The 25,071-nt window shown below is 64.5% G+C and carries 29 protein-coding genes; 13 read left to right on the plus strand and 16 right to left on the minus strand.

Annotated features, from left to right (window positions below; translation table 11 throughout):
* Positions 1-869: 869 nt before the first annotated feature.
* The 3 genes from NHF53_RS22170 to NHF53_RS22180 all read right to left on the minus strand — a co-directional run bounded on the left by NHF53_RS22170 (position 870) and on the right by NHF53_RS22180 (position 3,384).
* Positions 870-1,310: a PIN domain-containing protein gene (locus tag NHF53_RS22170; RefSeq protein ID WP_252836135.1), complete on the minus strand. Its 441-nt coding sequence runs from the start codon at positions 1,308-1,310 to the stop codon at positions 870-872.
* A 2-nt stretch (positions 1,311-1,312) separates the two neighbouring features.
* Entirely contained in the window at positions 1,313-1,564 is a 252-nt protein-coding gene (locus NHF53_RS22175; RefSeq protein ID WP_252836136.1) for a type II toxin-antitoxin system Phd/YefM family antitoxin, read from the minus strand.
* Positions 1,565-1,641: 77 nt separating this feature from the next.
* Positions 1,642-3,384: a VirD2 family relaxase/mobilization nuclease gene (locus NHF53_RS22180; protein ID WP_252836137.1), complete on the minus strand. Its 1,743-nt coding sequence runs from the start codon at positions 3,382-3,384 to the stop codon at positions 1,642-1,644.
* 253 nt (positions 3,385-3,637) lie between these two features.
* Here NHF53_RS22180 and NHF53_RS22185 point away from each other — a divergent pair, with 253 nt between their 5' ends.
* The 3 genes from NHF53_RS22185 to NHF53_RS22195 all read left to right on the plus strand — a co-directional run bounded on the left by NHF53_RS22185 (position 3,638) and on the right by NHF53_RS22195 (position 6,480).
* The gene (locus NHF53_RS22185; protein WP_252836138.1) at positions 3,638-4,531 is read left to right on the plus strand and encodes a transposase; all 894 of its coding nucleotides are present in this window, start codon (positions 3,638-3,640) and stop codon (positions 4,529-4,531) included.
* The gene (gene tnpB, locus NHF53_RS22190; RefSeq protein WP_252836139.1) at positions 4,528-4,881 is read left to right on the plus strand and encodes an IS66 family insertion sequence element accessory protein TnpB; all 354 of its coding nucleotides are present in this window, start codon (positions 4,528-4,530) and stop codon (positions 4,879-4,881) included. The genes NHF53_RS22185 and tnpB overlap by 4 nt, the downstream gene beginning before the upstream one ends.
* Before the next feature lie 72 nt (positions 4,882-4,953).
* Positions 4,954-6,480 carry an IS66 family transposase gene (locus NHF53_RS22195; protein WP_252836140.1) on the plus strand — a complete coding sequence of 509 codons (1,527 nt, stop codon included), beginning with the start codon at positions 4,954-4,956 and terminating at the stop codon, positions 6,478-6,480.
* Positions 6,481-6,582: 102 nt separating this feature from the next.
* Here the strand turns inward: NHF53_RS22195 and NHF53_RS22200 are convergent, their stop codons facing one another.
* From NHF53_RS22200 to NHF53_RS22240, 9 genes are all read right to left on the minus strand, one after another.
* Positions 6,583-7,311 (minus strand): lytic transglycosylase domain-containing protein, encoded by a 729-nt coding sequence (locus NHF53_RS22200; RefSeq protein WP_252836141.1) that lies wholly within the window; start codon positions 7,309-7,311, stop codon positions 6,583-6,585.
* A gap of 287 nt (positions 7,312-7,598) precedes the next feature.
* Entirely contained in the window at positions 7,599-7,925 is a 327-nt protein-coding gene (locus NHF53_RS22205; RefSeq protein ID WP_252836142.1) for a DUF736 domain-containing protein, read from the minus strand.
* Positions 7,922-8,518, minus strand: coding sequence for a S26 family signal peptidase (locus tag NHF53_RS22210; protein ID WP_252836143.1), 597 nt, complete (start codon positions 8,516-8,518; stop codon positions 7,922-7,924). The genes NHF53_RS22205 and NHF53_RS22210 overlap by 4 nt, the downstream gene beginning before the upstream one ends.
* Positions 8,515-9,009: a DUF2840 domain-containing protein gene (locus tag NHF53_RS22215; RefSeq protein ID WP_252836144.1), complete on the minus strand. Its 495-nt coding sequence runs from the start codon at positions 9,007-9,009 to the stop codon at positions 8,515-8,517. Before NHF53_RS22215 ends, NHF53_RS22210 begins: the two co-directional genes overlap by 4 nt.
* 261 nt (positions 9,010-9,270) lie before the next feature.
* Positions 9,271-10,143: a replication initiator protein A gene (locus NHF53_RS22220; RefSeq protein ID WP_252836145.1), complete on the minus strand. Its 873-nt coding sequence runs from the start codon at positions 10,141-10,143 to the stop codon at positions 9,271-9,273.
* 16 nt (positions 10,144-10,159) lie between these two features.
* Positions 10,160-10,423, minus strand: a complete 264-nt coding sequence (locus NHF53_RS22225) for an AlpA family transcriptional regulator (RefSeq protein WP_252836146.1) — start codon at positions 10,421-10,423, stop codon at positions 10,160-10,162.
* Between the two features lie 89 nt (positions 10,424-10,512).
* A complete protein-coding gene (locus NHF53_RS22230) occupies positions 10,513-11,088 on the minus strand; it encodes a DUF2285 domain-containing protein (RefSeq protein ID WP_252836147.1) in 576 nt (191 codons plus the stop codon).
* A gap of 61 nt (positions 11,089-11,149) precedes the next feature.
* Positions 11,150-11,350: a transcriptional regulator domain-containing protein gene (locus tag NHF53_RS22235; protein ID WP_252836148.1), complete on the minus strand. Its 201-nt coding sequence runs from the start codon at positions 11,348-11,350 to the stop codon at positions 11,150-11,152.
* Between the two features lie 98 nt (positions 11,351-11,448).
* On the minus strand, positions 11,449-11,673 hold the full coding sequence (locus NHF53_RS22240) for a helix-turn-helix domain-containing protein (protein ID WP_308218701.1): 225 nt from the start codon (positions 11,671-11,673) through the stop codon (positions 11,449-11,451).
* 252 nt (positions 11,674-11,925) lie between these two features.
* Here NHF53_RS22240 and NHF53_RS22245 point away from each other — a divergent pair, with 252 nt between their 5' ends.
* Positions 11,926-12,162 (plus strand): helix-turn-helix domain-containing protein, encoded by a 237-nt coding sequence (locus tag NHF53_RS22245; RefSeq protein ID WP_252836149.1) that lies wholly within the window; start codon positions 11,926-11,928, stop codon positions 12,160-12,162.
* 43 nt (positions 12,163-12,205) lie between these two features.
* On the opposite strand, the gene NHF53_RS22250 is transcribed toward NHF53_RS22245, so the two are convergent.
* Entirely contained in the window at positions 12,206-12,430 is a 225-nt protein-coding gene (locus NHF53_RS22250; RefSeq protein ID WP_252836150.1) for a helix-turn-helix domain-containing protein, read from the minus strand.
* A 129-nt stretch (positions 12,431-12,559) separates the two neighbouring features.
* On the opposite strand from NHF53_RS22250, the gene NHF53_RS22255 reads away from it, so the two are divergent.
* From NHF53_RS22255 to NHF53_RS22295, 9 genes are all read left to right on the plus strand, one after another.
* Entirely contained in the window at positions 12,560-13,357 is a 798-nt protein-coding gene (locus NHF53_RS22255; protein ID WP_252836151.1) for an IclR family transcriptional regulator, read from the plus strand.
* The gene (locus tag NHF53_RS22260) at positions 13,347-14,531 is read left to right on the plus strand and encodes a Xaa-Pro peptidase family protein (RefSeq protein ID WP_252836152.1); all 1,185 of its coding nucleotides are present in this window, start codon (positions 13,347-13,349) and stop codon (positions 14,529-14,531) included. The genes NHF53_RS22255 and NHF53_RS22260 overlap by 11 nt, the downstream gene beginning before the upstream one ends.
* Positions 14,532-14,671: 140 nt before the next feature.
* Positions 14,672-15,790 carry a pyridoxal-phosphate dependent enzyme gene (locus NHF53_RS22265; RefSeq protein ID WP_252836162.1) on the plus strand — a complete coding sequence of 373 codons (1,119 nt, stop codon included), beginning with the start codon at positions 14,672-14,674 and terminating at the stop codon, positions 15,788-15,790.
* Between the two features lie 37 nt (positions 15,791-15,827).
* A complete protein-coding gene (locus NHF53_RS22270) occupies positions 15,828-16,790 on the plus strand; it encodes a tripartite tricarboxylate transporter substrate binding protein (protein WP_252836153.1) in 963 nt (320 codons plus the stop codon).
* Positions 16,787-17,212, plus strand: coding sequence for a tripartite tricarboxylate transporter TctB family protein (locus NHF53_RS22275; protein WP_252836154.1), 426 nt, complete (start codon positions 16,787-16,789; stop codon positions 17,210-17,212). The genes NHF53_RS22270 and NHF53_RS22275 overlap by 4 nt, the downstream gene beginning before the upstream one ends.
* Positions 17,212-18,720 (plus strand): tripartite tricarboxylate transporter permease, encoded by a 1,509-nt coding sequence (locus NHF53_RS22280; protein ID WP_252836155.1) that lies wholly within the window; start codon positions 17,212-17,214, stop codon positions 18,718-18,720. Before NHF53_RS22275 ends, NHF53_RS22280 begins: the two co-directional genes overlap by 1 nt.
* A gap of 145 nt (positions 18,721-18,865) precedes the next feature.
* Positions 18,866-21,238: a transketolase gene (locus tag NHF53_RS22285; RefSeq protein WP_252836156.1), complete on the plus strand. Its 2,373-nt coding sequence runs from the start codon at positions 18,866-18,868 to the stop codon at positions 21,236-21,238.
* 409 nt (positions 21,239-21,647) lie between these two features.
* Positions 21,648-21,929 carry a type II toxin-antitoxin system Phd/YefM family antitoxin gene (locus tag NHF53_RS22290; RefSeq protein WP_252836157.1) on the plus strand — a complete coding sequence of 94 codons (282 nt, stop codon included), beginning with the start codon at positions 21,648-21,650 and terminating at the stop codon, positions 21,927-21,929.
* Positions 21,929-22,252 carry a type II toxin-antitoxin system RelE/ParE family toxin gene (locus NHF53_RS22295; protein ID WP_252836158.1) on the plus strand — a complete coding sequence of 108 codons (324 nt, stop codon included), beginning with the start codon at positions 21,929-21,931 and terminating at the stop codon, positions 22,250-22,252. Before NHF53_RS22290 ends, NHF53_RS22295 begins: the two co-directional genes overlap by 1 nt.
* 14 nt (positions 22,253-22,266) lie before the next feature.
* Here the strand turns inward: NHF53_RS22295 and NHF53_RS22300 are convergent, their stop codons facing one another.
* The 3 genes from NHF53_RS22300 to NHF53_RS22310 all read right to left on the minus strand — a co-directional run bounded on the left by NHF53_RS22300 (position 22,267) and on the right by NHF53_RS22310 (position 24,847).
* Positions 22,267-23,271, minus strand: a complete 1,005-nt coding sequence (locus tag NHF53_RS22300; protein ID WP_252836159.1) for a PLP-dependent cysteine synthase family protein — start codon at positions 23,269-23,271, stop codon at positions 22,267-22,269.
* 2 nt (positions 23,272-23,273) lie between these two features.
* On the minus strand, positions 23,274-24,245 hold the full coding sequence (locus tag NHF53_RS22305; protein ID WP_252836160.1) for a kinase: 972 nt from the start codon (positions 24,243-24,245) through the stop codon (positions 23,274-23,276).
* A gap of 275 nt (positions 24,246-24,520) precedes the next feature.
* Entirely contained in the window at positions 24,521-24,847 is a 327-nt protein-coding gene (locus NHF53_RS22310; protein WP_252836161.1) for a DUF736 domain-containing protein, read from the minus strand.
* Between the last annotated feature and the right edge of the window lie 224 nt (positions 24,848-25,071).

Genomic DNA, 25,071 nt, shown 5'->3' on the forward strand with positions numbered 1-25,071 from the left:
CGCTTTGCGCATCGTCATCGCGGTGTTGCAATCACCCAATGACAAACGAGGCCGGTGCATCATAACAAATGCACCGGCCTCGCAATGTATAAGACCGCCAAGAAACATGGGATGGCCGTCAGGGCGGGATTTATCCCGCTAGCTGCACCAACTCCCGCGCCTAGAGCTAGCGCCCCCAAGGCGAGCATTGCCTTGGCCACAAGGGGACGGAGAAATATCCAAAACGTCGCTTCGATATAAAGTGCAAAACAGCACAAGATCATAAGTGTGACGCGCATGGCTGCCTGGAGGTGTTGAGAAGAAGAGGTGTCGAAGCTGATAACGTAGTCGTATGCGGTTAAGCGTCCGTCGATCCATCAGTTAAAATACTGGACATGCCCCATCTACCCACTGCGCTCCCCATGGCGGACGTCTTCTACCGGCGCATAATTACCACACCGCTTGGCAGCACTGGCATTGATACAGAAGTCACGAGTATCCAGCTTAGGTGTGAACGGCACATCGCTTACACTTCATCGCCGGGCTTGGCCACGAGGCCGGGACGCGGGCGCGCAAGGCCGGCATATAACGGCGATAGCCGATATCCTGGTATCGGGCTTTGATCTTCGGATCGATACGAAGAAAGCGTCGAACTCGTGCCTCCGTCTCGACGACGGAGTTGTCCGCCCGGATTTTAGCGACCGACCGGAACTGAACATGCTCCAGAAGCCCGTTTCCATCTTCGGGCCGGAGTCCTATGAACCCTGCTCCCCGGGAGATCGGGGATTCGAAGGTCAGCACCAAGCTCGCGTCGTCTGGTGCCGATGCAATGGATCAATCGAGATATTCCGCGAAAATTCCCGCAAGGTCGAAATTCTCTGGCACCGCCATTACTGAATGGCTGGCAACTGCTTCAGGGGATTGGCGAGCGACACGCCCAGCGGCTCGAAATGACGCTCGTTGGCCGTGAGAACGGTGAGACCATGCGCGGCGGCGGTCGCAGCGATGGCGATGTCCTCAAAGCCGGAATCGTGGGCGCGCGCCCGATCGAGCATCAGGCCGGCATGGCGGGCCTCCTCAATGCCGAAGGGCAGGATGCGGCCGGCATAGAAATGTTCGACGGCGGCAAGCCAGCGGCGCAGGTTCCGCGCCTTCGTCGTCGCCCCGATCCTGAACGCGCGGGCAATGCCGGCCTCGATCTCGGCGACCGTGATCGTCGAAAGGTAGAGGCGGTCGCTATTCTCACGCACCCAGATCGCGAACGCCTCGACACCGACCTGGCGCTTGGTCGGTGCATCGGCCGAGACGATGTTCGTATCCAGAAGATACACGGTCAGAGGCCATTTTCACGCAAGGCGCGGGCGGGCTTGCGCGAGCGTTCGGGAACATCCCCCGGCTCGCCGGGAAAGGCCAGAAGCAGATCGGCAAAGTCGGGCACCCTGGAGATCCGCTCCCATTCCTCGAAGGAAACCAGCACGGCTTCCTTGCGTCCGTGACGGGTGATAACGGTCGGCTCTCCGGCCACGGCCTGATCGACCACGGCTGAAAGCCTCGCCTTGGCGTCCTTGAGCTGCATTTCCTTCATGACACTGCTCCTTATGACTACCGATAGTCATATATGCGTCCATTCCTTTCAATCAAGCGAAAGCGGGAACATTCCATTCACAGGCCGAGCTCGCGGTTACGGCCAAAGCTCCAGTCCACGCCGCCATCGGCGCGGGCCACGCCGGATATGTGCCGGCCGATATGCTTCTCGATGGAGGGCGTCCACGGCACGAGGCTGAAGCCGAGACCGTCATCGACCATCGCGAAACGGCCGGAAGCAAGGGTGAAGCGCTGACAATAGGCACCGGCGACATAGTCCCCTGCTGCGGCCTGGCGGAACGGCATGTTCATCTCATGGGAGAGCTTTTCGCCGAGCGCGCTGAGCTCGCGTTGCCGAAGCGTGCCAAGCAGGTCGGCGGCGAAGACGATCCGCCCACCGTGCCGTCGCGCCAGCCCCTCCCCGACCAGATAATCGGTCCGCGCCTCCAGCGCCTGTTTCACCTCCAGCCCGAAGCCGCCGCCGAGATCGACCGGATCGCGGGCGACAAGCTGTCGGTCGAGCCATGTGGCACCACCTGCCGACATCTGCGCCTCGATGGCAAGGTCCGAACGGACGGCGAGCGCAAAACGCCGCTCGCCCCGCACACTCTCAAAGGACCGCAACTCGACGATCGAACCCGGCGCGCTGTCTCCGGCTGCATCAAGGTCGGGAAGGCCGATATGATGGGCTCGCCCGTCAACGCCGTCGACCACGGCGAAGGCCGTGCCGCGCAGCTCGTCGTCGAGACCCCGCGCGACCAGACGGCCAAAGACGGGATCGTCATGCGCCTCATCGCCAAGCATATAATCGGCTGCGCCGCGCTCGATGCCCTGCTCCGACAGCGCCCGGTACATCCGCTTGATGATGTCGCCGCGCTGCCCGAGCTCCCGCAATGTCACTTCCGCCTCGCCGGACAGCATCCATTGTCCGGGACCGATGGTTTCGGCGAGACCGAGATGTTCGAGATGACGAAGACGGCCGACCTTCTGGACCAGATAGGAGTCGGGCTTCCGATCCGGTGCGGGAGCAACATCTATGACGCCATGCTCGTCCGCATCATGGACAAGCTGGCGGTCGAGCTGCGTCCAGCGGTCGGACTCGATCTGGCGCGCGAGCGACCGGCTTATCTCGAGGTCGGTGCGCGGCCCCAGTTCCTGCGTCACGAGGTCCTGCGCTCGATTGCGCAATCCGCTCCTGATATAATCCCGGTCGATCACGAGGTCCTGCCCGTCATCGGCATGACCGCGCAGGATGACATGCACATGCGGGTTGTCGGTATTCCAGTGGTCGACGCCGATCCAGTCGAGTCGCGTGCCGAGGTCCCTCTCCGCCTGCGCCATCAGCGCACGGGTGAACCGCCTCAAGTCTTCCATCTCGGTCGCGTCTTCAGGCGAGACGATGAAGCGGAAATGGTGCCGGTCGTCCTTGCAGCGATCGGCAAATCGCTTCGCGTCGGCGTTGTCGGTTTCGGCGCCGAACACGCGGGCCTTCTCGCCGTCCCGGGTCACGCCGTCACGGCGCAGGTAGTCGAGGTGTCGGGTCAGCGGGCCGGGATCGCTTCTGTTGCGGACGAAGCGGGCCTTCACCGTGCAGAGGCGGGTGCGGCCGGTGATGAGACGATTGGCTTGAACGCTCGCCACGCGGCCTCGGGCAAGGCGCGGTCCTCGGCCGCGGCCGGACGTGATCTTGCCGGAGCGCGACACATGGCCGCCGGCCTTCTGGGCGGCGGCGAGCGCCTGGGCGACGAACGGTCTCGCCCTCTCGGCCTTGCTGGAGCGGATGCGGCCGGGCCGGATGCGGAAATCGTCGTCGCGGTTCATGGCTTTGCTCTGCGATGTGCGGTTCTCGTTGAAACCACGCGATAAAATGAAGATGTGCACATCGCGTTCTTGGTCCGCGAGGTGCGGAACGCCGGAAAAAAGCCAATCATGACAACCGACCGTCCAGACCGCGAGGTGCGGGCTTTTATCTTGCCATAACCCGGTTGGCCGGTAAGCGTCCGGCCCCTGCACGGGTATTTGATAGTGCAAATTCGCAGCATGTCGGGTTCCTTGGTTCACTGGAGGGTCTCCGATGGTTGGCAAACGTTCGTGGGCGAAAGCTTACAGCCCGTACTGGTCGATGCATGTTGAAGCCTGGCGTCAAAGCGGGCTGAACCGGACGGAATATTGCCGTCAGCACGGGCTGTCGAAGAATACGTTCGACAAGTGGATGAAGCACCTCATCAGCGCGGAAGACGCCCGTAAACATAAGGAATACCTGGCTGAATTGCGCCGGAAGGAGAGCCGGGAAGAGCGCGAGGAGCGGCTTCGCAAGCGCGCTCGGCTGCGCTTTGCCGTGAGTACGGAGATACGCGGCAAGGCACTTCAGGCGTTCTGGGCGATGCATGTGGAGGCGATGAACTGGAGCGGCATGGGCGTGCGCGAGTACGCCGCGTCGCTGCATCTTTCTCCGACGAGCCTGCGCAAATGGCGTGACCGTCTGGAGGAAAGCGAGGAGGACGTCGACTGGCGAGCTCATCTGCATCCCTCCGCCCGGCCGGTCGTTGGCACTAGTGCTAAGGGAGCGGCGTCGGAAAGTCGATTGACGGACGCCCGTAAGGATGATCCTCCGCCCCGGCAGCCTGTCCGCCGCTTCTTCAGCGATGAGGAAAAGCGCACCATCGCGCTGGAGAGCGACAAACCGGGCGTCAGCGTCTCGGCTGTGGCACGCAAGCACGGGATCGTCACCGGCATGCTGTTCCGCTGGCGGGTGCAGTTCGGCGTTGCGCAGAAAAAACGCGCCCGTCTGGCCACTGTCGCGAACGCGGACAAGCCGGAGAGCATCGCCATCCTGCATGGTCTTTTGCAGCCGCCGGACGGAATGATGGTCGTTGAGCTGGCGGACGGGCGGCGGGTCTTCGCGCCGGAAGGCAGCGATCCGGATACGGTTCGCGCGCATGTCGCGGTGACGGAGGCGGGCACATGATGATCGTCCCGGCCGGCGTGAAAGTGCATCTGGCGCTGGGCTATACCGACATGAGGAAAGGCCTCGACGGGCTCGCCATGCTGGTGCAGCAGACGCTCAGGCAGGATCCGTTCTCCGGTCATCTGTTCGCCTTCCGGGGAAAGAAGGCGTCGATGCTGAAGATCCTGTTCTGGGATGGAAACGGGCTTTGCCTGTTCACTAAGCGGATCGACCAGGGCGGCTTCGTATGGCCGGTGATGACGGGCTATGAGGGTTCGATCACTCTGACGCCGGCGCAGCTTGCGATGCTGATCGAGGGCATCGACTGGCGCGCGCCGGAACGGGTTTGGAGACCGAAGCTGGCCGGCTGAAAAAGCGCCGCGGATGGGCGCGAAAACTGCGTGTTTCCTTGGGTTTTGGGCTGGTTTGTGGTAGATTTGATCATGTTGATCGATCTCGAAAAGCTGCCTTCCGATCCGGTCCTTTTGCAGCGTCTCGTGCGCGACATGGCGGCGGCCGTCGATCAGAGAAACGGCGAGATCGAGCGTCTTCAGGCGATCATCAAAAAGCTCCAGCGCATGCAGTTCGGCCGCCGTTCCGAACGTCTCGACGGCGACCAGTTCGAGCTGGCGCTGGAAGACCTCGATGGCGATATCGCCCGCGTTCAGGAAGCAGCACCGGTCGTCACGATGGATCGGGAAGCGCGGCCGAAGCGCAATCCTTTGCCCGATCATCTGCCGCGCGAAGATGTGGTTCTGGACATCGACCATGCCGCCTGCGCCTGCTGCGGCGGTCCCTTGCACGCGGTCGGCGAAAGCGTCAGCGAGATGCTCGACTGGATACCGGCGACGTTGCGCGTGATCCGCACCGTTCGCCCGAAATACGCCTGCCGGAGTTGCGAGAAGATCGTCCAGCATGAAGCGCCCGAGCGGGTGATAGCCGGAGGCTTGGCGACGCCCGCGCTGCTGGCGCAGGTGCTGGTCAGCAAATATTGCGACCACACGCCGCTCTATCGGCAATCGCAGATATTTGCCCGGCATGGCGTCGATCTCGCCCGCTCTACGCTCGCCGGATGGGTCGGCGGTGCATGCTGGTGGCTGGAAGCCCTGCACGACAGGCTGGCGACGAACGTGCTTGCCTCCGACTATCTCTTCGCCGACGACACGCCGGTTCCCGTGCTCGATCCCGGCCGAGGACGCACGAAGACCGGCAGGCTTTGGGTCTATGCCCGCGAGCAGCGCGGATGGGCTGGGCCGGAACCGCCGGCCGCCATCTATATGTTCGCGCCCGACCGCAAGGCCGAACGTCCCGCCGGACACCTTGCGTCCTACAAGGGTATTCTTCATGTCGATGGTTATGCCGGCTTCGAGACCCTGACGAAGCCGGGAAACATTAGGCTCGCCGCCTGCTGGGCGCATACCAGGCGCAAATTTTACGATGTCGCGCAGTCCACCGCATCGCCCATTGCCGAAGAAGCGCTTCGCCGGATCGGCGAACTCTACGCCATCGAGGCGGATGTTCGCTGCCAGCCGCCGCCGCACCGGCTGGCAGCGCGGCGAACCCGATCGAAGCCTCTCGTCAGTGACCTGAAACTCTGGCTGGAGACGCAGCTTCCGCTCATTCCCGGCGCAAGCGAACTGGCCAAGGCCATCCGCTATGCGCTCGCCAGATGGGACGGTCTCAACCGCTTCCTGAACGACGGCCGTGTCGAGATGGACACCAATCCGGTCGAGCGCGCGATCCGCCCCGTCAGCCTCGGGCGCAAGAACCATCTCTTCGCCGGGAGCGACGGCGGAGGCAACCGATGGGCCACCGTCTGCTCGCTCGTGGAAACATGCAAGCTCAACGGCGTCGAGCCCTACGCATACCTCGCCAATGTTCTTGAGCGAATGGTCGACGGCCATCCCGTCAACCGCCTCGACGAACTCCTGCCGTGGAGCTGGAAAGCGGAGAATCCCGTCAAGAGCTGACGTCATGTGCAGCAACCGGACGCATACGTTGGCCGCCGCCTTGCCCGCCCTCATCCGCCAAACCTTCGATCGGGATCGCGCGAGCCGTCCGGACAACCCAGCTCATCTTGCCCCCTCCCGCGTGACGTTGCGCCGAACAAAGAGGCCGCTCGCGGCCGGCGAGGGCCCCGAGAGATCGCGAGCGACGCCCGCATTCTCCCCAAGGCCGGCGCTCCCGACCTGCGAATGGCCCTGCTGCCGATCGGACCCGTCTACCCCCTCAAAGAACAGCGGCGCGGATGACCAGGTGTTGCGCCACCATTGAGCCCCTGCCTCCAGGACCGACCACGCTTTGCTTTCGATCATCGGAAGGAGCTTCGCCACATAGGCGACGGTCTCGGCGGGCAGAGCTTCGTCGGAGACCAGATGTCTTTCGAAGCGCCCGGGACCGGCATTGTAGGCCGCCAGGAAACCGGGCGACCCATAGAGGTCATAGAGCTCGGCGAGATAGGCGGCACCCGCAAGGATGTTGTCGCGCGGATCGAAGGCGTCTTCGCCGAGACCGTAGCGGCCGCGCAGCTCGTCCCATGTCGCGGGCATGATCTGCATGAGTCCCATCGCGCCCTTCCGCGATACCGCGAAGGGATCGCTGTCGCTCTCCGCCGCCATGACGGCGCGTATCCAGCGCTCCGGGATATCGAAGCGCTTCGCCGCTTCCGCAATAGGGCCAGCCCAGAGATCGGTCGAAGGAACCGTTTCCGCAACACGGGTGGGCCGAGCAACACGCACCGACGGATCCGCCATCGCCGCAGGCGCCGGTGCAAGGATCACGCCTCCCGCGATCAGCAGCATGCTCAAAAACGCCGGAAGGACGGCACTTGCGCGGCCCGCCCGATAGCCCACGAGCCTGCCATCGTGCTCACGACGGTCAAGGGCAAGGCTTCGCCGTCGGCCTAGGTTTCCGGGTCCCTCCAAAGCGGCCGAGTTGTCCGCATCCCGGAAAACCGGCCGACGCCCCTGACTGCTGTTGCGCGCGACGGCCTCGCCAAGGGCGATCGGGTCGAGGGGATTGACCGGCGCCCGATCGATCAAGGGGATTGGGCCTGAAGCTGCGCAAGACGACCTCCCGCACATGGGGATCATGCCTCGCCGTCGCGTCGGCGGTTTCGCGTCCAGTGCAGAAGCCAGAGGTCCTTTCTGGTGTCCGACTGGAACAGGCGGGCGCGGATCGGCGCGGCGAGAGAAGGGTCGTCAATGGTGACCGACAGATACGCACCGGCGCGGTCGCCGGTCCGGTCCCAGGCGGCCCCGACTTCGACACCATTGGCGAACACCCGATGGTTCGGCGCATTCGCCGTCTCTGCTTCGTCTGCCGGACGGATCGCAACTTCGGCATCGAGGACAAGCGTGCGGATACGTCCGAGAAAGCCCTCGTCATTACGGGTGAAGGTTCCGATCTGGGTCATTGCGGTGGTCCTTTCCTGGTTGGAGAATGCGTTGGGTCGAGACTCCTGACCGCTCCGTGGGAGGTCTCGGCGCCCGGATCGGGCGTTTCGAAGGTCCAGAGGGGGATCGCGCGGCCGACGGCGGTCGTGCGCGCAAGCGGTCCGAAGTAGCGGCCGTCGAGACTGTCGGGCGCCTCCGGGTTCATCAGGAAGACCTCACCGCTCCCGAGCGTGCGGCAGCCTTGCCAGACGGGCAGCACTCGCCCCTGGCGGTCGCGCTCGCGCGCCTGTCCCCAGCTGACACCATCGGCGGCAATGTCATTACCGATCCGGCAGACCGTCGTTCCGGACAGTGCCAGGACGCGCTTCAGAAGCGGCAGCCCCTTCGGCAGGTAGTGCCGCGCGTCGAGAAATCGCGCCAGTTGCTCGGGCGGCATGACGACGGCCAGGTCGCCGACGGCGAGATGGTCGACCGGTTCCACCCGATAGAGGCCGACAGGCAGACTCGCCGACGCATTCCAGATCAGGCGAATGCCCGGTCGTTGCCACGCCGGCGCGGCAATCAGCGTTACGCCGACGACAGCTGTCAGGATTGTCAGCCTCCGTGCCGTCATGACTGGACCCCGCGGCGGCGGAGCCAGGCGCGATGCTGGTCGGTGGTGTAGGGACGAAAGGGCTCGTTGACGCTCAGGCGATTGTGGATATGGCGCCAGTGCTCCGGTGCGACCTCCACCGGATCGATGCCGCTGGCCTCGATCGCGTCAACCGCTATCAGCACGGTCTCGACCTTCGGCCAGCCATGGATGCGCAGCAGGATTTCGCCGCCGGGGCGAACGAAAGGCAGCGTCTGGAACGCCTCGCCCGACTTGACGGCCCGGACGATATCGATGCGCGAGACGACCGTGCCGTAGTCATTGGCGGCCCATCGCGCGAAAGCGAAGGTGCTTCCCGGGGCAAAGCCGACGATGCGCCTTTCCCGTCCAATCCGCTCCTCGGCGACGATCTCGCCGAAGCGGATCCAGTGCTCGATCCTCCCCTTGCGCCAGGTCAGTTCGACCACGGTCACGTCTTTAGGAAACCTCGCCGGCCTCTGGAGCCCGCTCATGGCCGTTGCCCCTCGTTCTCGCGCGGGCGTCCCCTGGCCACCCAACCGAAAGGCAACATGATCGCGGGAGCAGCGGGAGCGCGTTCGGGGGTCTGCGTTAGGAGGAATCCGAAGGATTCCCGGTTAGCACCGTTAGCGTCGCCGATTGCCGAGACAGGACAAGCGGTTGAGGTCGCTTTCGGTCCCCGATCGCACGGGTTTTGCGTCCCTGATGGCACGGGCGTTTCGGTCCTCGATGGCACGGGTCTCTCCACAGGGTGATCACGATCCGGCCGGACGCCTGCGCGTCAAGCGCAGCGGCGTGGCAAGCCGGTCGATCGGTAGCGGCTGAAACGTGAGCCGGGTGCGTCCGCCCGGATCGGCGATGATGACGAGGCGATAGCCGGGCAGAGGCTGCCGCCGGACGATGGCACGCAGGTCGTAGCAAAAGTGCTTGAGCGGCGAGAGGCTGCCGGATTTCAGGTGCAGGTGCTCGAGGTCGAAACTCCAGCCCCAGGGCTGGCGGCCGCCATGCTTGCGGACCAGACGGTAGAGCCAGCGCTCCAGTCCGCCCGTCAGGGAGAAATAGGCCGGATCGATGGTCAGGATCAGGGCGTCGTCGAGAACACCCGCATAGAACCAGTCGGCAAGGATCAGTTCGATGCCGGTCGGCCTGCCCTTGTCATCGAGCTTTTCCCGCCATTCGGCGATCCAGGAGAAGCGATGGCGCCGCCGCTCCGACGGCTGGCGGATCGAGGTTGCGACCGTGGTAGATTGCAGGCGGTCGAGTGCGGCCCGCAGCCTTTCGTAGCTGCGCGCGGAATCGTCCCGATGGATGAAGGCGAGGATTTCATAAGGGCGCGCGGACATGAACCGCGAGGTCCGTAACCCCTTGTCGCGCGCCTCGATGATCTGGGAAGCCGCCCAGATCAGGATGTCGGCGTCCCAGATGGTCGCCATGCCGTGCTCGGCGGTCGCCTCGACACGGACCGAGACATTGCCCATCCGGAAATCGATCGGCCGGACACGCGGCGATTTGGCCAGCGAGAAGAACGGCCATGACATGAGATCCTGCGCGTCTCTTGCCGGAATGTCGCGCCCGACCGCCTGAAACAATTCGAGTTGCTGGCCCTGATATGTCCGGTGCGTCGCCATCTCGACCCCGCCGGCTCTAGCGGGCCGTGCCGGCGGCGTCGACTGCTGCCGGTGACGGACGCGGTTTCGTCGCGTCACCTGTCGATCGACGCGCGGAGGCTTCCACCCAGGCCTCCAGATCCGCGATCGAATAGACCACGCGTCCGCCGAGCTTGCGGTAGACCGGGCCTGTTCCCTCGCAGCGGTGCTTTTCGAGCGTGCGGGGCGAAAGGTCGAGCAGGCGGGCGGCCTGAGGTGTGCGCACGAAGTGCGGCCAGCCGGAATCGGGTACTTTCTGCATTGAGGGTCTCCGTCGCAGCCGCCATGATTACGGCGGGTCAGGTGCGACGATGACGTAGAGGTGACGCCCCGGCGGAGTGACGCGGTTCGTCAGGTCGTAACCTGTCCCCCTGCATGCGCACCGTCCTCCCGGAAGAGATGCCCTCTGGTTTGCATGCCTGTCAGAATACGGAGATAGCCGCCTGCAATATAGGCGTTCGCCTCGGCAATGAGCCGCGCGAGCTGGCGGCGCTCCGACGTGCTTTTCCACTCGATTGCGGAGAGCGTGCGGACATCACGGCTGAAAAGGACGCTCGCGATCTCGCGGCGGGAGGCGCCTGCGCCAAGACCGTCCACGGCGCGCAGCATCCGGACGAAACGGAAGCGGTGGAAATCCGAGAGATGCTGGCGCCGCGCCGGTGGACCGGGTGGCCCGCCGTCGAGCCAGCGAAGGGCGCGTCGCAGGCTATGGAGACGAATGTCGAGGTTTCCGTCGAGCGGTATGATGAAAGCCGTCTTGCGGGACAGCCCGCGCGTCGGAATCCAGAGGTTCAGCTTGCCGCCCGCGGCGGAGGCCATGAGATGGATGCCGTCCCTGCCCTCCCGTGTGGCGACCGAGGCAGGCAGACGGAACGGATCAACGGGGGATGCCGCGTCGAAGCCCTCCGGCACATCCCCGATGATCACTGTCTCGGGGTGGACGTCGGGACGCCAGACGAGATCGAGACTTGCGGCGTTCTGGCCAGGGTCAGCCGGGAAAAACCAGCCCCCACTTGGTCGCGAACTGCGGCGCCGAGATGTCAGAACCGGTCGGCGATCGCTGGTGCCGCCGATAGTCCGCGCGGTATTCTTCGTTCCGCCGGAGGAACTCGAAGGCGAAGCCGCTCCTGTCGAGGTCGAAAAGGGCCTCGGAAAACTGCCGGGACGTCCACTCAGGCGGATTACTCATGAGCCGAACCTTACGCAAAGACAGTGGGGGATGGTGGATTGCGATCGATGGCGGGAGGACGGGATGTCGGCACGCCGGGAACAACCCGAAGCGGGAGCTCAGAGGCGGATTTCCGATCGTCGCATCGCTTCGACGATCGTCTGGACAACGTTCACGGTTTCGAGCTTGTCCCTGGCGTTCCTGAGATGCGAGATGACCGTGCTTTCGGAGATGTCGAGGATGATCGAGATTTCCCAAGCGGTCTTGCCGTTGGCTGTCCAGGAGAGGACCTCCCTCTCTCTGGGCGTCAGCCTCCTGCCTTTGGGTATGTCCGCAACGACCATTTTCGCCCCCGCCGTTCGAAAGAGCCAAAACCATGCCCCCTGCCGGACGATCGCCGGGCAGCGTAAATTCCTTCGGGGGCTCGTAATGCGCCCGCCCGATCCGGACGGTTCTGATCCTCACACCGCAGGAATGCCGCAGTGCGGTAACAGTTGCAGCTTACGACCGCACACAACCGTGCAGCAAGCCGTTGCCATTACGATTGATTACTATAGTAGGTAGCATTTTCGAGGGTCTCTCAGGATCGTTGCCCCATGAAACTCACGGCTGTCTTTGCGAGAAATCTGAGGCTTTGCCGACGGGCGTCCGGGCTTTCCCAGGAGCGCCTTGCCGAATATGCCGGCCTCGACCGCAACTATATCGGCAAGCTTGAACGCGAAGAGAGCTCCCCGACGCTCGAAACCGTCGAGGCTCTCTCGCTTGCGATGCAGATCGGCGTCGAGCAGCTGATCCAGCGCCATCGTCCCGCCGGAAACAACGATAAATCCTGACGTGTTCTCGTGATGCCCGGGCCCTGCGCAATGGCGCAAAGCGTTACGGCGACGTTCTTTTCGGGAGTTGGACGAGATCTCCGACCTCGACGCCGAGCGCATCGGCAAGCTTGCCGAGCGAGACGATGGTCGGATTGCGCCGGCCGCCTTCGAGTCCGCTCAGATAGGCGCGCGTGAAGCCGGTCTGGAACGACAGCTCTTCCTGGGAAAGACTGCGTTCTCGGCGAATGCGCAACACATTGAGACCGACGACGGCACGGATATCCATGTGCCCATGGATGCGGGAGTGTTCACTATAGGACGACACACTATAGTGAACATTCGCATTGACAGGCACAACGAAAGGTCGTTTAAATGTTCACTATATGGAACACTGTTTCAATTATCGGAACACTCAATGGCGAGCAGCAGATCCCTCGAAAACGGACTCTCCATCCTCGGACTTCTGAAGGAATCCGGCGAACCGCTCGGAGTCCGGGAAATCGCCCGCAGGCTCGACCTCAGCCCGGCGGTCGCCCAGAGACTGCTCAACACGCTCGTCGCCCAGAGCTATGTCGAGCAGGAGGCGGGAAGCCGACGCTACCAGGTCGGCTATGCCGTTCTTGCGCTGGCGGAGCATGTATTCCAGCGGGGCCGCCTTCTTACGCTCGCCGAGAACGAGCTTCGCGCGCTCGCGGCCGGCGGTTGCTTCAACGGTTTTCTCGGCATCCGCCGGGGTGCTGCCGGCGTCTATGTGCTCGCCGTGCAGTCCAACAGCCCGGTCGTGATCCGCGCGCATCCGGGTGAAACGATGCCGCTTCATTCGACCGCGCTCGGCAAGGCGCTGCTGTTCGATGCCAGCGACGCGGCGGTCTCGAGCCTGCTTGGAAACGGCCCCTTCGAGCGCCTGACGGAGCGAACGGTCACCGATCTCGACCAGCTGAACAAGCAACTCCAGGTCGCGCGTTCGCTCGGCTACGCCACGGCCATGTCCGAGAATGTCGAGGGGGTGATTTCCGTCGGCGCGCCGGTCTACGACGCCGGTGGAACGCTGATCGCGGCGATCAGCGTCGCGTTTCCGCGAGCGGTCTACCCGAAGGTGAAGATCAACGATGTCGCCCAGAGCGTTCTTGCCGCCGCGCGACGGATTTCGAGCGGGCTCGGCTTCAACTCAGCGTCTGCCGCTCAGGGAAAAGGACGAAACGATGTTGCTTAACGAGGAACGGCTCCGCGCCGCACTTTCGAAACACGGTCTCGACGCCGTCATCGCCGCCGCCCCCGAGAACGTCCTCTATACGAGCGGGTTCTGGTGCCTTCCGCAATGGATCCGCCGCGGCCCGCAGGCCCTCGTGGTCCTCACCGGGGACCAGCGCGAGCCCGTCGTCATCACCGGCACGTCGACGCTCGACCTCCTGGCGGACCAGGCTGTCGCGGCAAGGGTCCGCCGCTACGGCTCCTTCACCGTCGACCGGCATCCCGCGACGACCCTCGATTCCGTGAGTTCACGGCAGGCCGACCTGCAGTCCCTGCCCGACGACGGGAGCGCCATCGACGCGCTCATCGTCGAATTGCGGGCAGCCGGACACGCAGGAAGCCATATCGGGATCGATGAGGTCGGCCTCATGCCGGGGGATATCGAACGGCTGCGCCGCGAACTGCCGGACGTCACCTGGGTCCCGGCGACGTCGATCCTGCGCAGCGTTCGCGCCGTCAAGACGCCGGAAGAGATCGAAAGGCTGAGGATCGTCGCCGGCATTACCGAACGCTCCGTCCGGGCGGCACTCGCGGTCGCACGGGAAGGCGCGACGGAGGCCGACCTGGCGCGCGCCTTTCACACACAGACCGTCCAGGAGGACGGCTTTCCCGTGCTCGGCTGCATCGGGTTCGGCGAGCGCAGCGCGCTGATGAACGTCCAGCCGTCGGACCGGCCGCTTCGCCGTGGAGACATCATCCGGTTCGATGTCGGCGGTCATTATCGCAACTACCGCGCCGACATCGCCCGCATTGCGAGCTTCGGCGAGCCGTCTCGGGAGATCTTTGGCAAGTATGATGCCCTCAACAAGGGAGTCCAGCGCGGCATCGAGCACATCCGCCCCGGCGCGCGGGCCTCGGAGATCTTCCATCTCGTCGTGGAGACGGTGCGCAGGGAGGGCATCCCGCACTATCAGCGCAACCATGTCGGCCACGGCATCGGTCTCGACGGCTATGATCTTCCGCTGTTGTCGGCCGGCAGCTCCGACGTTCTCGAGGCCGGCATGGTCCTCTGCATAGAGACGCCCTATTACGAGCTCGGGCGGGTCGGCCTGCAGGTCGAGGACATGCTGGTGGTCACGCCGGATGGCGCCGAGATGCTGACCAGCAACGGCGACAACCTCGTGGTGCTCCCGTGACGGCCCGGCTCGCTGCCTATGCCTGCTATCGCTGCGGCGACCGGTTCCCGCTCACTCGGGCGATCGACTCGCGCGGATGCCCCTCCTGTTCCGGGACGGCACCTTCCAACCTGCGGCTCGTCTACGGATCGGCGGCTACCATGCCGTGCCCGTCCGCGCGCGCCCTGCCGCCTTCGCTCTGGCGTTATGCCGACCGGTTGCCGTTCGATGCACAGGCTGCGGTCAGCCTCGGCGAGGGCCTGACGCCGCTCCTTGCCGCCGCGCGGCTCGGGACCGAAATCGGCGTTGCGAACCTGTTCATCAAGAACGAGAGCCTCAACCCGACCTGGTCGCACAAGGACCGGTTTTCGACGGTCGCCGTGACGGCGGCGAAAGACGCCGGTGCGGACATCCTTGCGACCAGTTCCACCGGCAATGCCGGCGCCTCGCTTGCGGCCTATGCCGCGCGCGCCGGGCTGCCCTGTATCGTCGCGACGCTATCCGGCTCGGCCGGACCAATGCTCGCGCAGATACGCAAATACGGTGCCCGGATCGTCCCCTTCGAACAGAAGCAGGATCGCTGGAGCTTCCTCGCAAAAGGGGTAGAGCGGTTCGGCTGGTTTGCGACATCGCCCTATCGTCATCCCGTCGTCGGAAGCCATCCGGTCGGGATCGAAGGCTACAAGACGATCGCCTACGAGATCATCGAGCAGATGGACGGCGAGGTTCCCGACTGGTGTGCCCTGCCCGTCTGTTACGGCGACGCGTTGGCCGGGGTCTGGCTCGGGTTTCGGGACCTGCTCGACGAGGGCAAGATCCCGCGCATGCCGCGGCTTCTCGCAGCGGAGGCCCATGGCTCGCTCAGACAGGCCCTTGCCGGGCAGGCGGACCGGATCCCCGACATGACGCCGGCCTTCGACGCACTGGCGGTCTCGGTCGGCGCCACCCGCAGCACCTTCCAGGCCTTGAAGGCGCTGCGGGAGACGGACGGGATCGCCATTCCGGTCTCCAATGACGGCCTGATCGCCTTCCAGGAGCGCGTCGCCGCGGCCGAGGGCGCCTTTCTCGAATTGTCGGCGGTGATGCCGGTCGCCGCCATTGCGGCGGCAAGGAAGGCCGACATCATCAGGAGCCACGAGACTGTGGTCGCAGTCGTGACCGCATCCGGACTGAAGGACATCGACAGGTCGGCAAGTACGGACGCCCCGGCGCCGTTCGGCAACGTCGATGCCGCACTGGAATATTTCGAAGCATCGGGAGGAAGACACAGGCCCGCCTGAGGGCCGCAGCATTCCGTCTCAAGAAAAGGGGAACACCATGAACAGAAGGCATTTCATGTCGGCCGTGGCAGCCTTTGCTGCGGCCGCACCGAGGATTTCGTTTGCCGAGACCCCGCCCTATCCGGGAGAGAAACCGACGATGATCGTCGGCTTCTCTGCCGGTGGTGCAGGCGATATCGCAAGCCGCGTGGTCGCCAATTACCTCAAGGCCGCGCGCGGCGTCGTCCTGACGCCCGATTTCCGGCCGGGTGCCGGGGGGACGATCGCCACGGACCAGGTGCGCCGGGCTCCTGCCGACGGCTCTGTGGTCTCGCTCTTCTCCGTCAGCCCGCTCCTGGTCGCTCCCCACCTGGCCGCGGTGCCTTACGATCCGTCGCGCGACTTCACCTTTATCGCGAGCTATGTCGGGATATCGGTCCCCTGTTTCGTGCGCAGCGACAGCCCCTTCCGGACCTGGGACGATCTTGTCGATTACGCCCGCAAGGCACCCGCAAAGCTCCGCTGGGCGACGGCGGCACCGCGCGGCCTCGCCCATATCGCCACGGATGCGGCCTTCCGGACCGAGAAGGTCACCGCGACCTTCGTGCCGTTCAAGGGTGGTGCCGATGCCGTCACGGCCTTGTTGGGCGGCCACATCGAGATGGTGGTCTCATCCGATTTCGGGCCGCATCTCGCCGCAGGCTCGGTTCGCCTCCTTGCGGAAACCAGCCCCAATCCGAGCGGCAGTCTTCCCGGCGTGGTAACCTTTGCCGAGCGGGGCTATCCCATCGCGATCCCCGCCTCCTACGGCCTCTTCGGCCCTGCGGGAATGTCCCCGGAGCTCGTCACCTGGTGGGAGAACGTCATCGGGGAGATGACCGGGAGCTCGGCCTATGCCGACTTCCTCAAGGTCATCAACGGCTATGCCCTTTTCCAGAAGAGCGAGGCCTTCACCAGTATGGTCAGAGGGGCCTATACGGCGCTCGGCCGCCAGATCGACGCAATGGGGATCCGCCTGTGACCGCCGCGCGTTTCGCCCCCTATGTGCTGGCGGCGATCGGCCTTGGAGCCGCCGCCCATGCCTTCAGTCTTCATCTCTGGGCTTACGGGGAACCGGCGGCCGGTCTCTTCCCGTTCCTCGCGGCACTGCTGATGACCGCGGCAAGCCTTGCCAGCATCCGCGAACGGATGCCGGACGGCGAACCGGCCGAGACAGGACGCCTTCTCGCCTACGGCTTCGCTCTCGGCGCATTCTGCGTGCTCCTGGAGACGGCCGGCTTCGCAGTGTCGACATTCCTGTTTCTCGCCGGGGTCTTGACCCTTGTGGAACGTCTCGCCTGGAAGCGGGCGACGCTTCTCGCCGCGACACTGACCGTTTCCATCTGGACACTTTTCGACGTGCTTCTCGCCGTCCCCCTGCCGCACGGCGCATGGAGGCTCTGATGCTCGACTCCTTCACACAGCTGTTCATGGGCCTCGGCATTGCGCTCGAACCCGGAAACCTTGCCGTCGCCCTGATCGGCGCCGTGCTCGGCACCGCGGTCGGCGTCCTGCCCGGCCTCGGGCCGTCGGCGACCGTCAGCCTCCTGCTCCCGGTGACGATGATGCTCGACCAGACGAGCGCGATCATCCTGCTCTCCGGCATCTATTACGGCTCGCAATATGGCGGCTCGATCACTTCGGTGCTGATGCGCGTGCCCGGCGAGGCTGCAAGTCTGACGACCTGTTTCGACGGATACCCGATGGCGCGGCAGGGGCGCGCCGGGGCGGCGCTCGGGATCAGTGCCTTCGGGAGCTTCATCGCCGGCATCAGCGCGACGCTCGCGATCGCGATCGTCGGTCCCGCCTTTACCTCCGTTGCGCTGGCTTTCGGGCCTGTCGAGAAGACCTCGATCGTCCTTCTCGGCCTCGTTCTTGCAGCCAGCATCGGCGAGGGTCCCCGGATCCGCGCCTGGGCCATGGTCGGGCTCGGTCTTCTTCTCTCGACCGTCGGCGTCGACCTGATCTCCGGGGAAGAGCGTTTCACCTTCGAGGTCAGCTATCTCCGCGACGGCTTCAACATTGCGGTTCTCGCAATGGGCCTCTTCGGCGTCAGCGAGATGCTGATGATGGTCGAGCGGAAGGATGCGGCCAAAGCCGAGCCGGCGCCCTCCTACCGGCTGCGCGACCTGCTTCCGACCAGGAAGGACTGGAAGGACTCGCGCGGACCGATCGCCCGCGGCACAGTGCTCGGCTTCTTTCTCGGCCTTCTTCCGGGCGGCGGCGCGCTTGTCGCGGGCTTCGGCAGCTATCTCCTCGAGAAGAAGATCTCCCGCTCGCCGGAACGCTTCGGCAAGGGCGCGATCGAAGGTGTGGCGGGGCCGGAAAGCGCCAACAATGCGGCCGCGCAGGCGAGCTTTATTCCGATGCTTTGCCTCGGCATTCCGGCCAATGCGGTCATCGGCATCATCATGGGCGCACTCCTCATGCAGAACGTCGTGCCGGGGCCGCAGATCCTCGTCGAGCATCCCCGGCTCTTCTGGGGCATCGTCGCCAGCATGCTCGTCGGCAATGCCATGCTCATCATCCTCAACGTGCCGCTGATCCGCATCTTCGTCCTGCTGCTGAAGATCCCGCAGACATTGATGGCGCCATTGATCGTCCTCTTCTGTGTCATCGGTGCATTCAGCATGAACAACAGCATGTTCGACGTCGGTGTGGTGATCGGCTGCGGCTTCGTGGCTTACGGATTGCGCAAGGCGGGTTTCGACCTTGCGCCGCTTCTGCTCGCCTTCCTGCTCGGTTCTCTCCTCGAAGAGGACTTCCGGCAAAGCCTGATCCTCGGGCTCGGAGATCCGTTTGTCTTTGTCGAGAGCCCGATCAGCCTCGCCGTCATCCTCTTCACGATTGCGGTCCTTTTGACGCCGGTCGCCAGGAACCTCGGCGCACGGCTCATCCGCAAGCCCTGTTGAAGAGACCGGCGCGACGGATCGCCCGGTTGCGCCGCCCCCACGCCTCCCAGACACGTCGAAACCGCGGCCAAACGCCCGCCGGTGGACACCCTGTCCCGTGTCCCGGCCACGCTTACCCCTAAAACGCCGTCAGAAAGGATAGGCGATGCAGAACCAACACCTGAAGACGATCGAACAACGCCTCCTGTGGCTGTCACACTGGATGATCCATCACGCCAACCATATTCGGCCGAAGGTCGACGGGATCAAGGTGGGTGGCCATCAGGCCTCCTCCGCCTCCCTCGTCTCGATCATGACCGCGCTCTATTTCTCGGGCCTTCGTCCGCAGGATCGCGTCGCGGTCAAGCCGCACGCGTCACCGGTCTTCCACGCCATTCAGTATCTCATGGGCAATCTCTCCCGTGAGAAAATGGAGAACTTTCGGGGCTATCACGGGGTTCAGAGCTATCCGAGCCGGACGAAGGATGTCGACGACGTCGACTTCTCGACCGGCTCCGTCGGCCTCGGCGTGGCGTTTACGTCCTTCGCCTCGCTGGTGCAGGATTACGTCCAGGCCAAAAGCTGGGGCGAAGGCCTCGAACCGGGGCGCATGATTGCGCTCGTCGGGGATGCGGAACTTGATGAAGGCAATGTCTATGAATGCCTGCAGGAGGGCTGGAAACACGGCCTGCGCAACACCTGGTGGATCGTCGACTATAACCGCCAATCCCTCGACGGCATCGTGCATGAGGGCCTGTTTCGCCGGATCGAGGGAATTTTCACAGCCTTCGGCTGGGATGTCGTTCGGGTCAAATACGGCACCCTGCAACGCGCCGCGTTCGAGGAGCCGGGCGGCGCACGGCTCAAGGCGTGGATCGACGATTGCCCCAACCAACTCTATGCCGCGCTGACCTTCATGGGCGGGGCTGTCTGGCGCAAGCAGCTGATGGACGATCTCGGAGACCAGGGCGACGTCAGCGCGCTCATCGAGCGGCGCAGCGACGAAGAGCTGGCGGCGCTCATGGAAAACCTCGGCGGCAATTGCGTGAGCACCATGGCGGAGGCCTTCGCGGCGATCCACCATGATCGCCCGACCTGCTTCCTCGCCTACACGATCAAGGGATGGGGCACCCCGATCGCCGGCCACAAGGACAATCACGGCGGGCTGATGACCAAGCCGCAGATGGCCGCGTGGCAAGCCCATATGGGCGTTCCCGCCGGCGAGGAATGGGAGAAATGGGCGACGGTCGGCGATCCGGACGCCCTCCGGGCCTTCCTCGAGGCGGTGCCGTTCTTCCGCAAAGGACGCCGGCGCTACGACGACCGCGTGCTGACCGTCCCCTCGATCGCTGCGGACGGCGAGCGCGAGATCTCCACCCAAATGGCGTTCGGCAAGATCCTCGACACGCTCGCGAAGGGCGACAGCGAGCTTGCCGCCCGCATCGTGACCACGTCGCCGGACGTCACCGGGACCACCAGTCTCGGTCCCTGGGTCAACCGGCGAAAGCTCTTTTCCCGGGAGACGCGCTCCGACCTCTTCATGGACCGGAAAATCCCCTCGACCGCGAGATGGGAGTTCCGCCCCGAGGGCCAGCATTTCGAGCTCGGCATCGCCGAAATGAACCTCTTCCTGCTTCTCGGCGCCGCCGGCCTCTCGCATTCCCTTTTCGGCAAACGGCTCCTGCCGATCGGGACCGTCTACGATCCGTTCGTCGCCCGCGGCCTCGATGCGCTGAACTATGCCTGCTACCAGGATGCCCGCTTCATGGTCGTCGGTACACCGTCGGGCGTCACGCTGGCACCGGAAGGCGGCGCCCACCAGTCGATCGGATCTCCGTTGATCGGCATGTCGCAGGACGGTCTTGCCACCTTCGAGCCCGCCTTCGCCGACGAGCTCGCCGTCGTCATGGCCTGGGCCTTCGACTATATGCAAAGGGACGGCGGCGAGGATCCCGACGAACGGACATGGCTCCGCGACGAGACCGGGGGCTCGGTCTATCTGCGCCTCTCGACGAACCCGATCGAGCAACCGGCAAAGCGACACGACGACGACTTCCAGCAGGGGGCGGTGGACGGAGCCTACTGGCTGCGGAAACCGGGGCCCAACTGCGAGGTCGTGATCGCCTATCAGGGCGTGATCGCAACCGAGGCGATCAGGGCGGCGGGCATCATCGGAGAGCGCCGGCGCGATGTCGGCGTGCTCGCGGTGACGTCCGCCGACAGGCTGCATGCCGGCTGGACGGCCGCACAGCGCGTCCGGGCGCGCGGAACAACACGCGCGTGCTGCCATGTCGAGACCCTGATGGCGAACGTGCCCTCGCATTGCAGCATCGTGACGGTGATCGACGGCCATCCCGCGACGCTCTCCTGGCTCGGCTCGGTCACCGGCCACCGGACAATTGCGCTCGGCGTCGAGCATTTCGGGCAGACGGGCACGATTGGAGACCTCTACCGCCATTTCGGGATCGATGCCAAAGGCATCGTCGACAAGGTGGACGGCCTGACCTCGGGAAAGCCGGTGCGGATGGCCTTTGCCTGAGAGGTACGAACCGCGAGGGGCGTCACTCCGAGGCGCCTTCCCTATTTCGCAAGGGCGAAGCCTTTGCGCTCTTCACAGGACGATGAGCATACCAGGCGAAGGCGCAGCCGGAGCCCGTTCGCGCACCGCTTGACCGGTTAAAAGGGTAGCCGCAGGAGGTTTAGCATAGCGCCGGCCGAAGGACGGAAACCGGGACCGACTGCCCCCGGGAAGCGGTTCCGCATACCGGCCGCAACCGTCGGCCCTGCTTGCAGCGTTCCCGCCGCCTTGCGGATCGGCGTCGCAGGTCCGGCAGGGCCAACCAGGGCGGTCCGGGTCGATTTCCTGGAATAGTCGGCGCTTGCCCCGGAGATCCTTCCGATAGACCATTTAGTAGCCTATATTCTGGTCAAAAGGAGTCCCGAAGCCTATGAAACTGTCAGAGCAGGTGAAACCCATCAGCTATTTGAAGGCGCACGCGCCGGAGATCATCCGCACGCTCGCCGAAAACCAGCAACCGGTCGTCATCACGCTGCACGGGGAAGCGAAGGCCGTGCTTCAGGATGTCGGCCAGTATGAAGAGACCCAGGAAACCCTGGCACTCCTCAAGATCCTGGCCCTGACCAACCAAAAGGTCGCGGAAGACAAGCTGCGGCCCGCCGCAGAAACGTTTGCCCGGCTTCGCGAACGCCTGTCAAATCCGGGAGAATGATGTCGAATCGCGTGCTCTTCAGTGAGGATGCAGAGCGGGATCTCGCAGATCTTTGCCACTACATCGTCGGGCGTGACGGAATGCGGGCGGGCGATCGCATGCTCCGTGAAATCGAACAAGCCTGCCTTCGGATTGGAAACCTTCCAGAGTGCGGGAACATCCCCAAGGAACTGATCTCTGTAGGGATCACCGAGTATCGAGAGCTCCATCACAAGCCGTGGCGTATGATCTATCGCGTCATTGGGAATGATGTGGTGATCTACTGCATAACCAACGGCCGGCGAGACATGCGGTCCTTTCTCGAACGTCGCCTGCTGCGGTGAGGACAGCGACCGCGTCACCTCACACCTGACCGCCGCGACCAGTCCATGCATGTCCAGTCCGCCTCGCCGGCCGGCGCGACCTCGTCGAGCCGCATCGGCGCCGCGGCTGTCGTCCCCGGCCATCCCGGTTGCGCGCGCAACCAGTCGTCGGAATAGACGGTCGAGAGATAGCGGTGCCCCTCGTCCGCCATGACGGCGACGACAATCTCCTGCGGATGGGTTCGGGCATACCAGTCGGCCACGAGTGCGGCGGCCCCGCTCGTCGGGCCGACGAACATCGCCCGGCGGCGATGCATCTCCCTTGTCCTCGCGAATGCCGGAAACGCCCCGACCCAATGCACTTCGTCGACGAGTGCATGGTCGAGGTTCTTCGGGAGGATGCTGTTGCCGAGTCCGCGCAACAGGCGTGGCCCGGCGGGGTGCCCGAACAGGACACTGTTGTGCGTATCGACCGCGACCGCCCGCATCTCCGGGAAGAGCGCACGCAGGTAGCGCGTCAGGCCGCTCAGCGAACCGCCGGAGCCGACGCAGCCGACCACGCAATCGATCCGCCCGAGCTTTCCGACGAGGAGCGCGGCAAGTCGCGAATAGGAAGCCGCGTTGTCGGGATTGTCGTACTGCATCGGCCAGAAGGCACCCGGCGCGCTGTCGAGAACCCGGTGCAATTCGGAGAGCCGGCCGTCCTGATTGCCGGTGCGGCTTTCGTCCGGGACGAGGCGCACGGCGGCGCCGAGCTGTTCGAGCTGTCTCTTGAAGGTGTCATCCATGAGGCTGGTGGCACTGACAATGGTAAGATCATAGCCGCGAACGGCAGACAACATGGCAAGCGCCATGGCGAAAGTGCCGGAACTCGTCTCGACGATATGTCCGCCCGGACGAAGGTGCCCGCGCTCTTCGGCCCTTTCCAGCATGTAACGGGCCGGCAGAAGCTTCATCAGGCGGAACTGCGCCGCGTAGAGATTGGATGCGAGACCGACGATCCGCGGCATCTGGTAGTCCGCAAGAAAACCCTCTCCCATTTTCATCCCCACAAGGGCGTGCCGTCGACATTCACGGAGAACCGCAAAATGTCGGTGAAGCCGCAATCGCGCGCACCGGCCATGGTATCTGCGGCGCGAGCGCGCGCATCCGCTTCCGTCGCATCGAAGAGAACACCCATCAGGTTTCCGCTGTGCGCGACCTGTATGCCGCATGCGCCCACCGCCTTGGAGAGGCCGACAAGGTCCTCGAACTGTCGCTTGGGAAGATGGTGCTGGTTGATCCGGGCGCTTGCGCTTGCGACGTGACCAAGAAGCCCTGCGTCCTGTTTTGCAATCGCGTGACGGGCAAGGCCCCGCAGGACGCGGAAGCTTTCGATGTCCGAGCTGTCGTAGTGTGCGGGCGCGGAGCCAAGCGTGTCGACGGCCGCGTCCTTCGGCGAGACGAAACCGACCACGTAGAGCGGCGGGTATTCGCCGGGAAGGTACTCGAGCACCCTGCCCTCACGATGCGCAAAGAGGACGGCCTGTTCACCGAAGACAAGGGCATCGCTCGCGGTTTCGGCCGCGACCGCGAGCCGGCAGATCGCGGAGCGGTGCAGCTCTGCTCCTGCCGCCGCCGATGCGGCCCGGATCGCGGCGACGACGTCCGCCGTGGACGATCCGTAGCCATAGCCGACGGGAATAGCCGTCTCGATGGTGAGGGAACCGCCGACATCCTCGTAGCCGAGTTCCTGGAACGCGAGCGCTGCTGCTCTTGCTGCCTTCTCGCGTCCTTGCGGGCGGGTCCGGATTCCCGTGGCTGCCTCGGGCCAGAAGGTGACGATGGACTCCGCCCGCGGGCATGGCAGCGTGAGCAGTCCCCGATGAAGCCTACCCCTCTCGTCGGCAAAGACGCCCTGGAGAAGCTCGCCGTGGTGACCGGTCGCCCTGCCGACCCCGACCCGTAGCGGGAACGGGACGCCATGGTCGGGAAGTCTCCGGCGATCAAAGGGAAATCGGCTCTCAAACGGCATGAAACAACCTGAAGTCTGACGCGATGTGTCATGATTTTCCGGCGATGGCGCGATGCTGTCTCTCCCCATATCTACGGAGGACGGGCGACTTGACGCGCGAACAAATCACCCCCGGAGCCCAACGCCGCGAGGTGGGGCCGGACGGTCGGAGACTGCGAGCCAATCGCTTCCCGCGGGCCTCGACCGCATCAGCCGCTCCTCTGGTTCGACTGCCTCCGTCGCCGCGAGAGCACTTCCGCCCCGCCAGGACGATCCGGGCGGGGCGGAGGCAGGCCTCATTCTCCGTTGCGGCGGTTCGGGCGGGACCAGATCAGGGAGTGGGTCTCGCCGTCCTCGTCGTCGAAGAGGTTGGCGAAGATCGGGGCGTTGAAGCTCGGATCGTCGAGCTTGAGACCCAGATAGTCGCGACCCTCGTTAGAGCGCTTGGACCAGGCGGCTCCGATCTCGGCCCGACCGACCATGACGCGGTGGCTGGGGGCATTTTCGCCGGTGGAGCGCAGGTCGGGGACGATGCGCACGCCCTTGGCCTGGACGCTGAGGGTGACGATGTCGCCGGTGAATTCGTTCGTGCCGGTCTTCTTGAAGGTGCCGATGGTTGCCATGTTCAAATCTCCGTTTTCCGTTTTCGAGCCCGCACCATGCGGCCTCGATGGCGATCGGTTGGCCGGAGACGACCGACGACGCATCGCTTGCGACCGGAGCGCGAGCGGAGGATGGCGCAGGCACGAGTTTCTTGATGATGTGGACACCCCCACCACCAAGCCTCAGGCTGGGGATCTTGGTCCCTAGAAAACATCAGGAGGTGCGCATGTCTGCATTTACGATT

Source organism: Ciceribacter sp. RN22 (assembly GCF_024054295.1).
In the GTDB taxonomy this organism is placed as follows: Bacteria; Pseudomonadota; Alphaproteobacteria; order Rhizobiales; family Rhizobiaceae; genus Allorhizobium; species Allorhizobium lividum.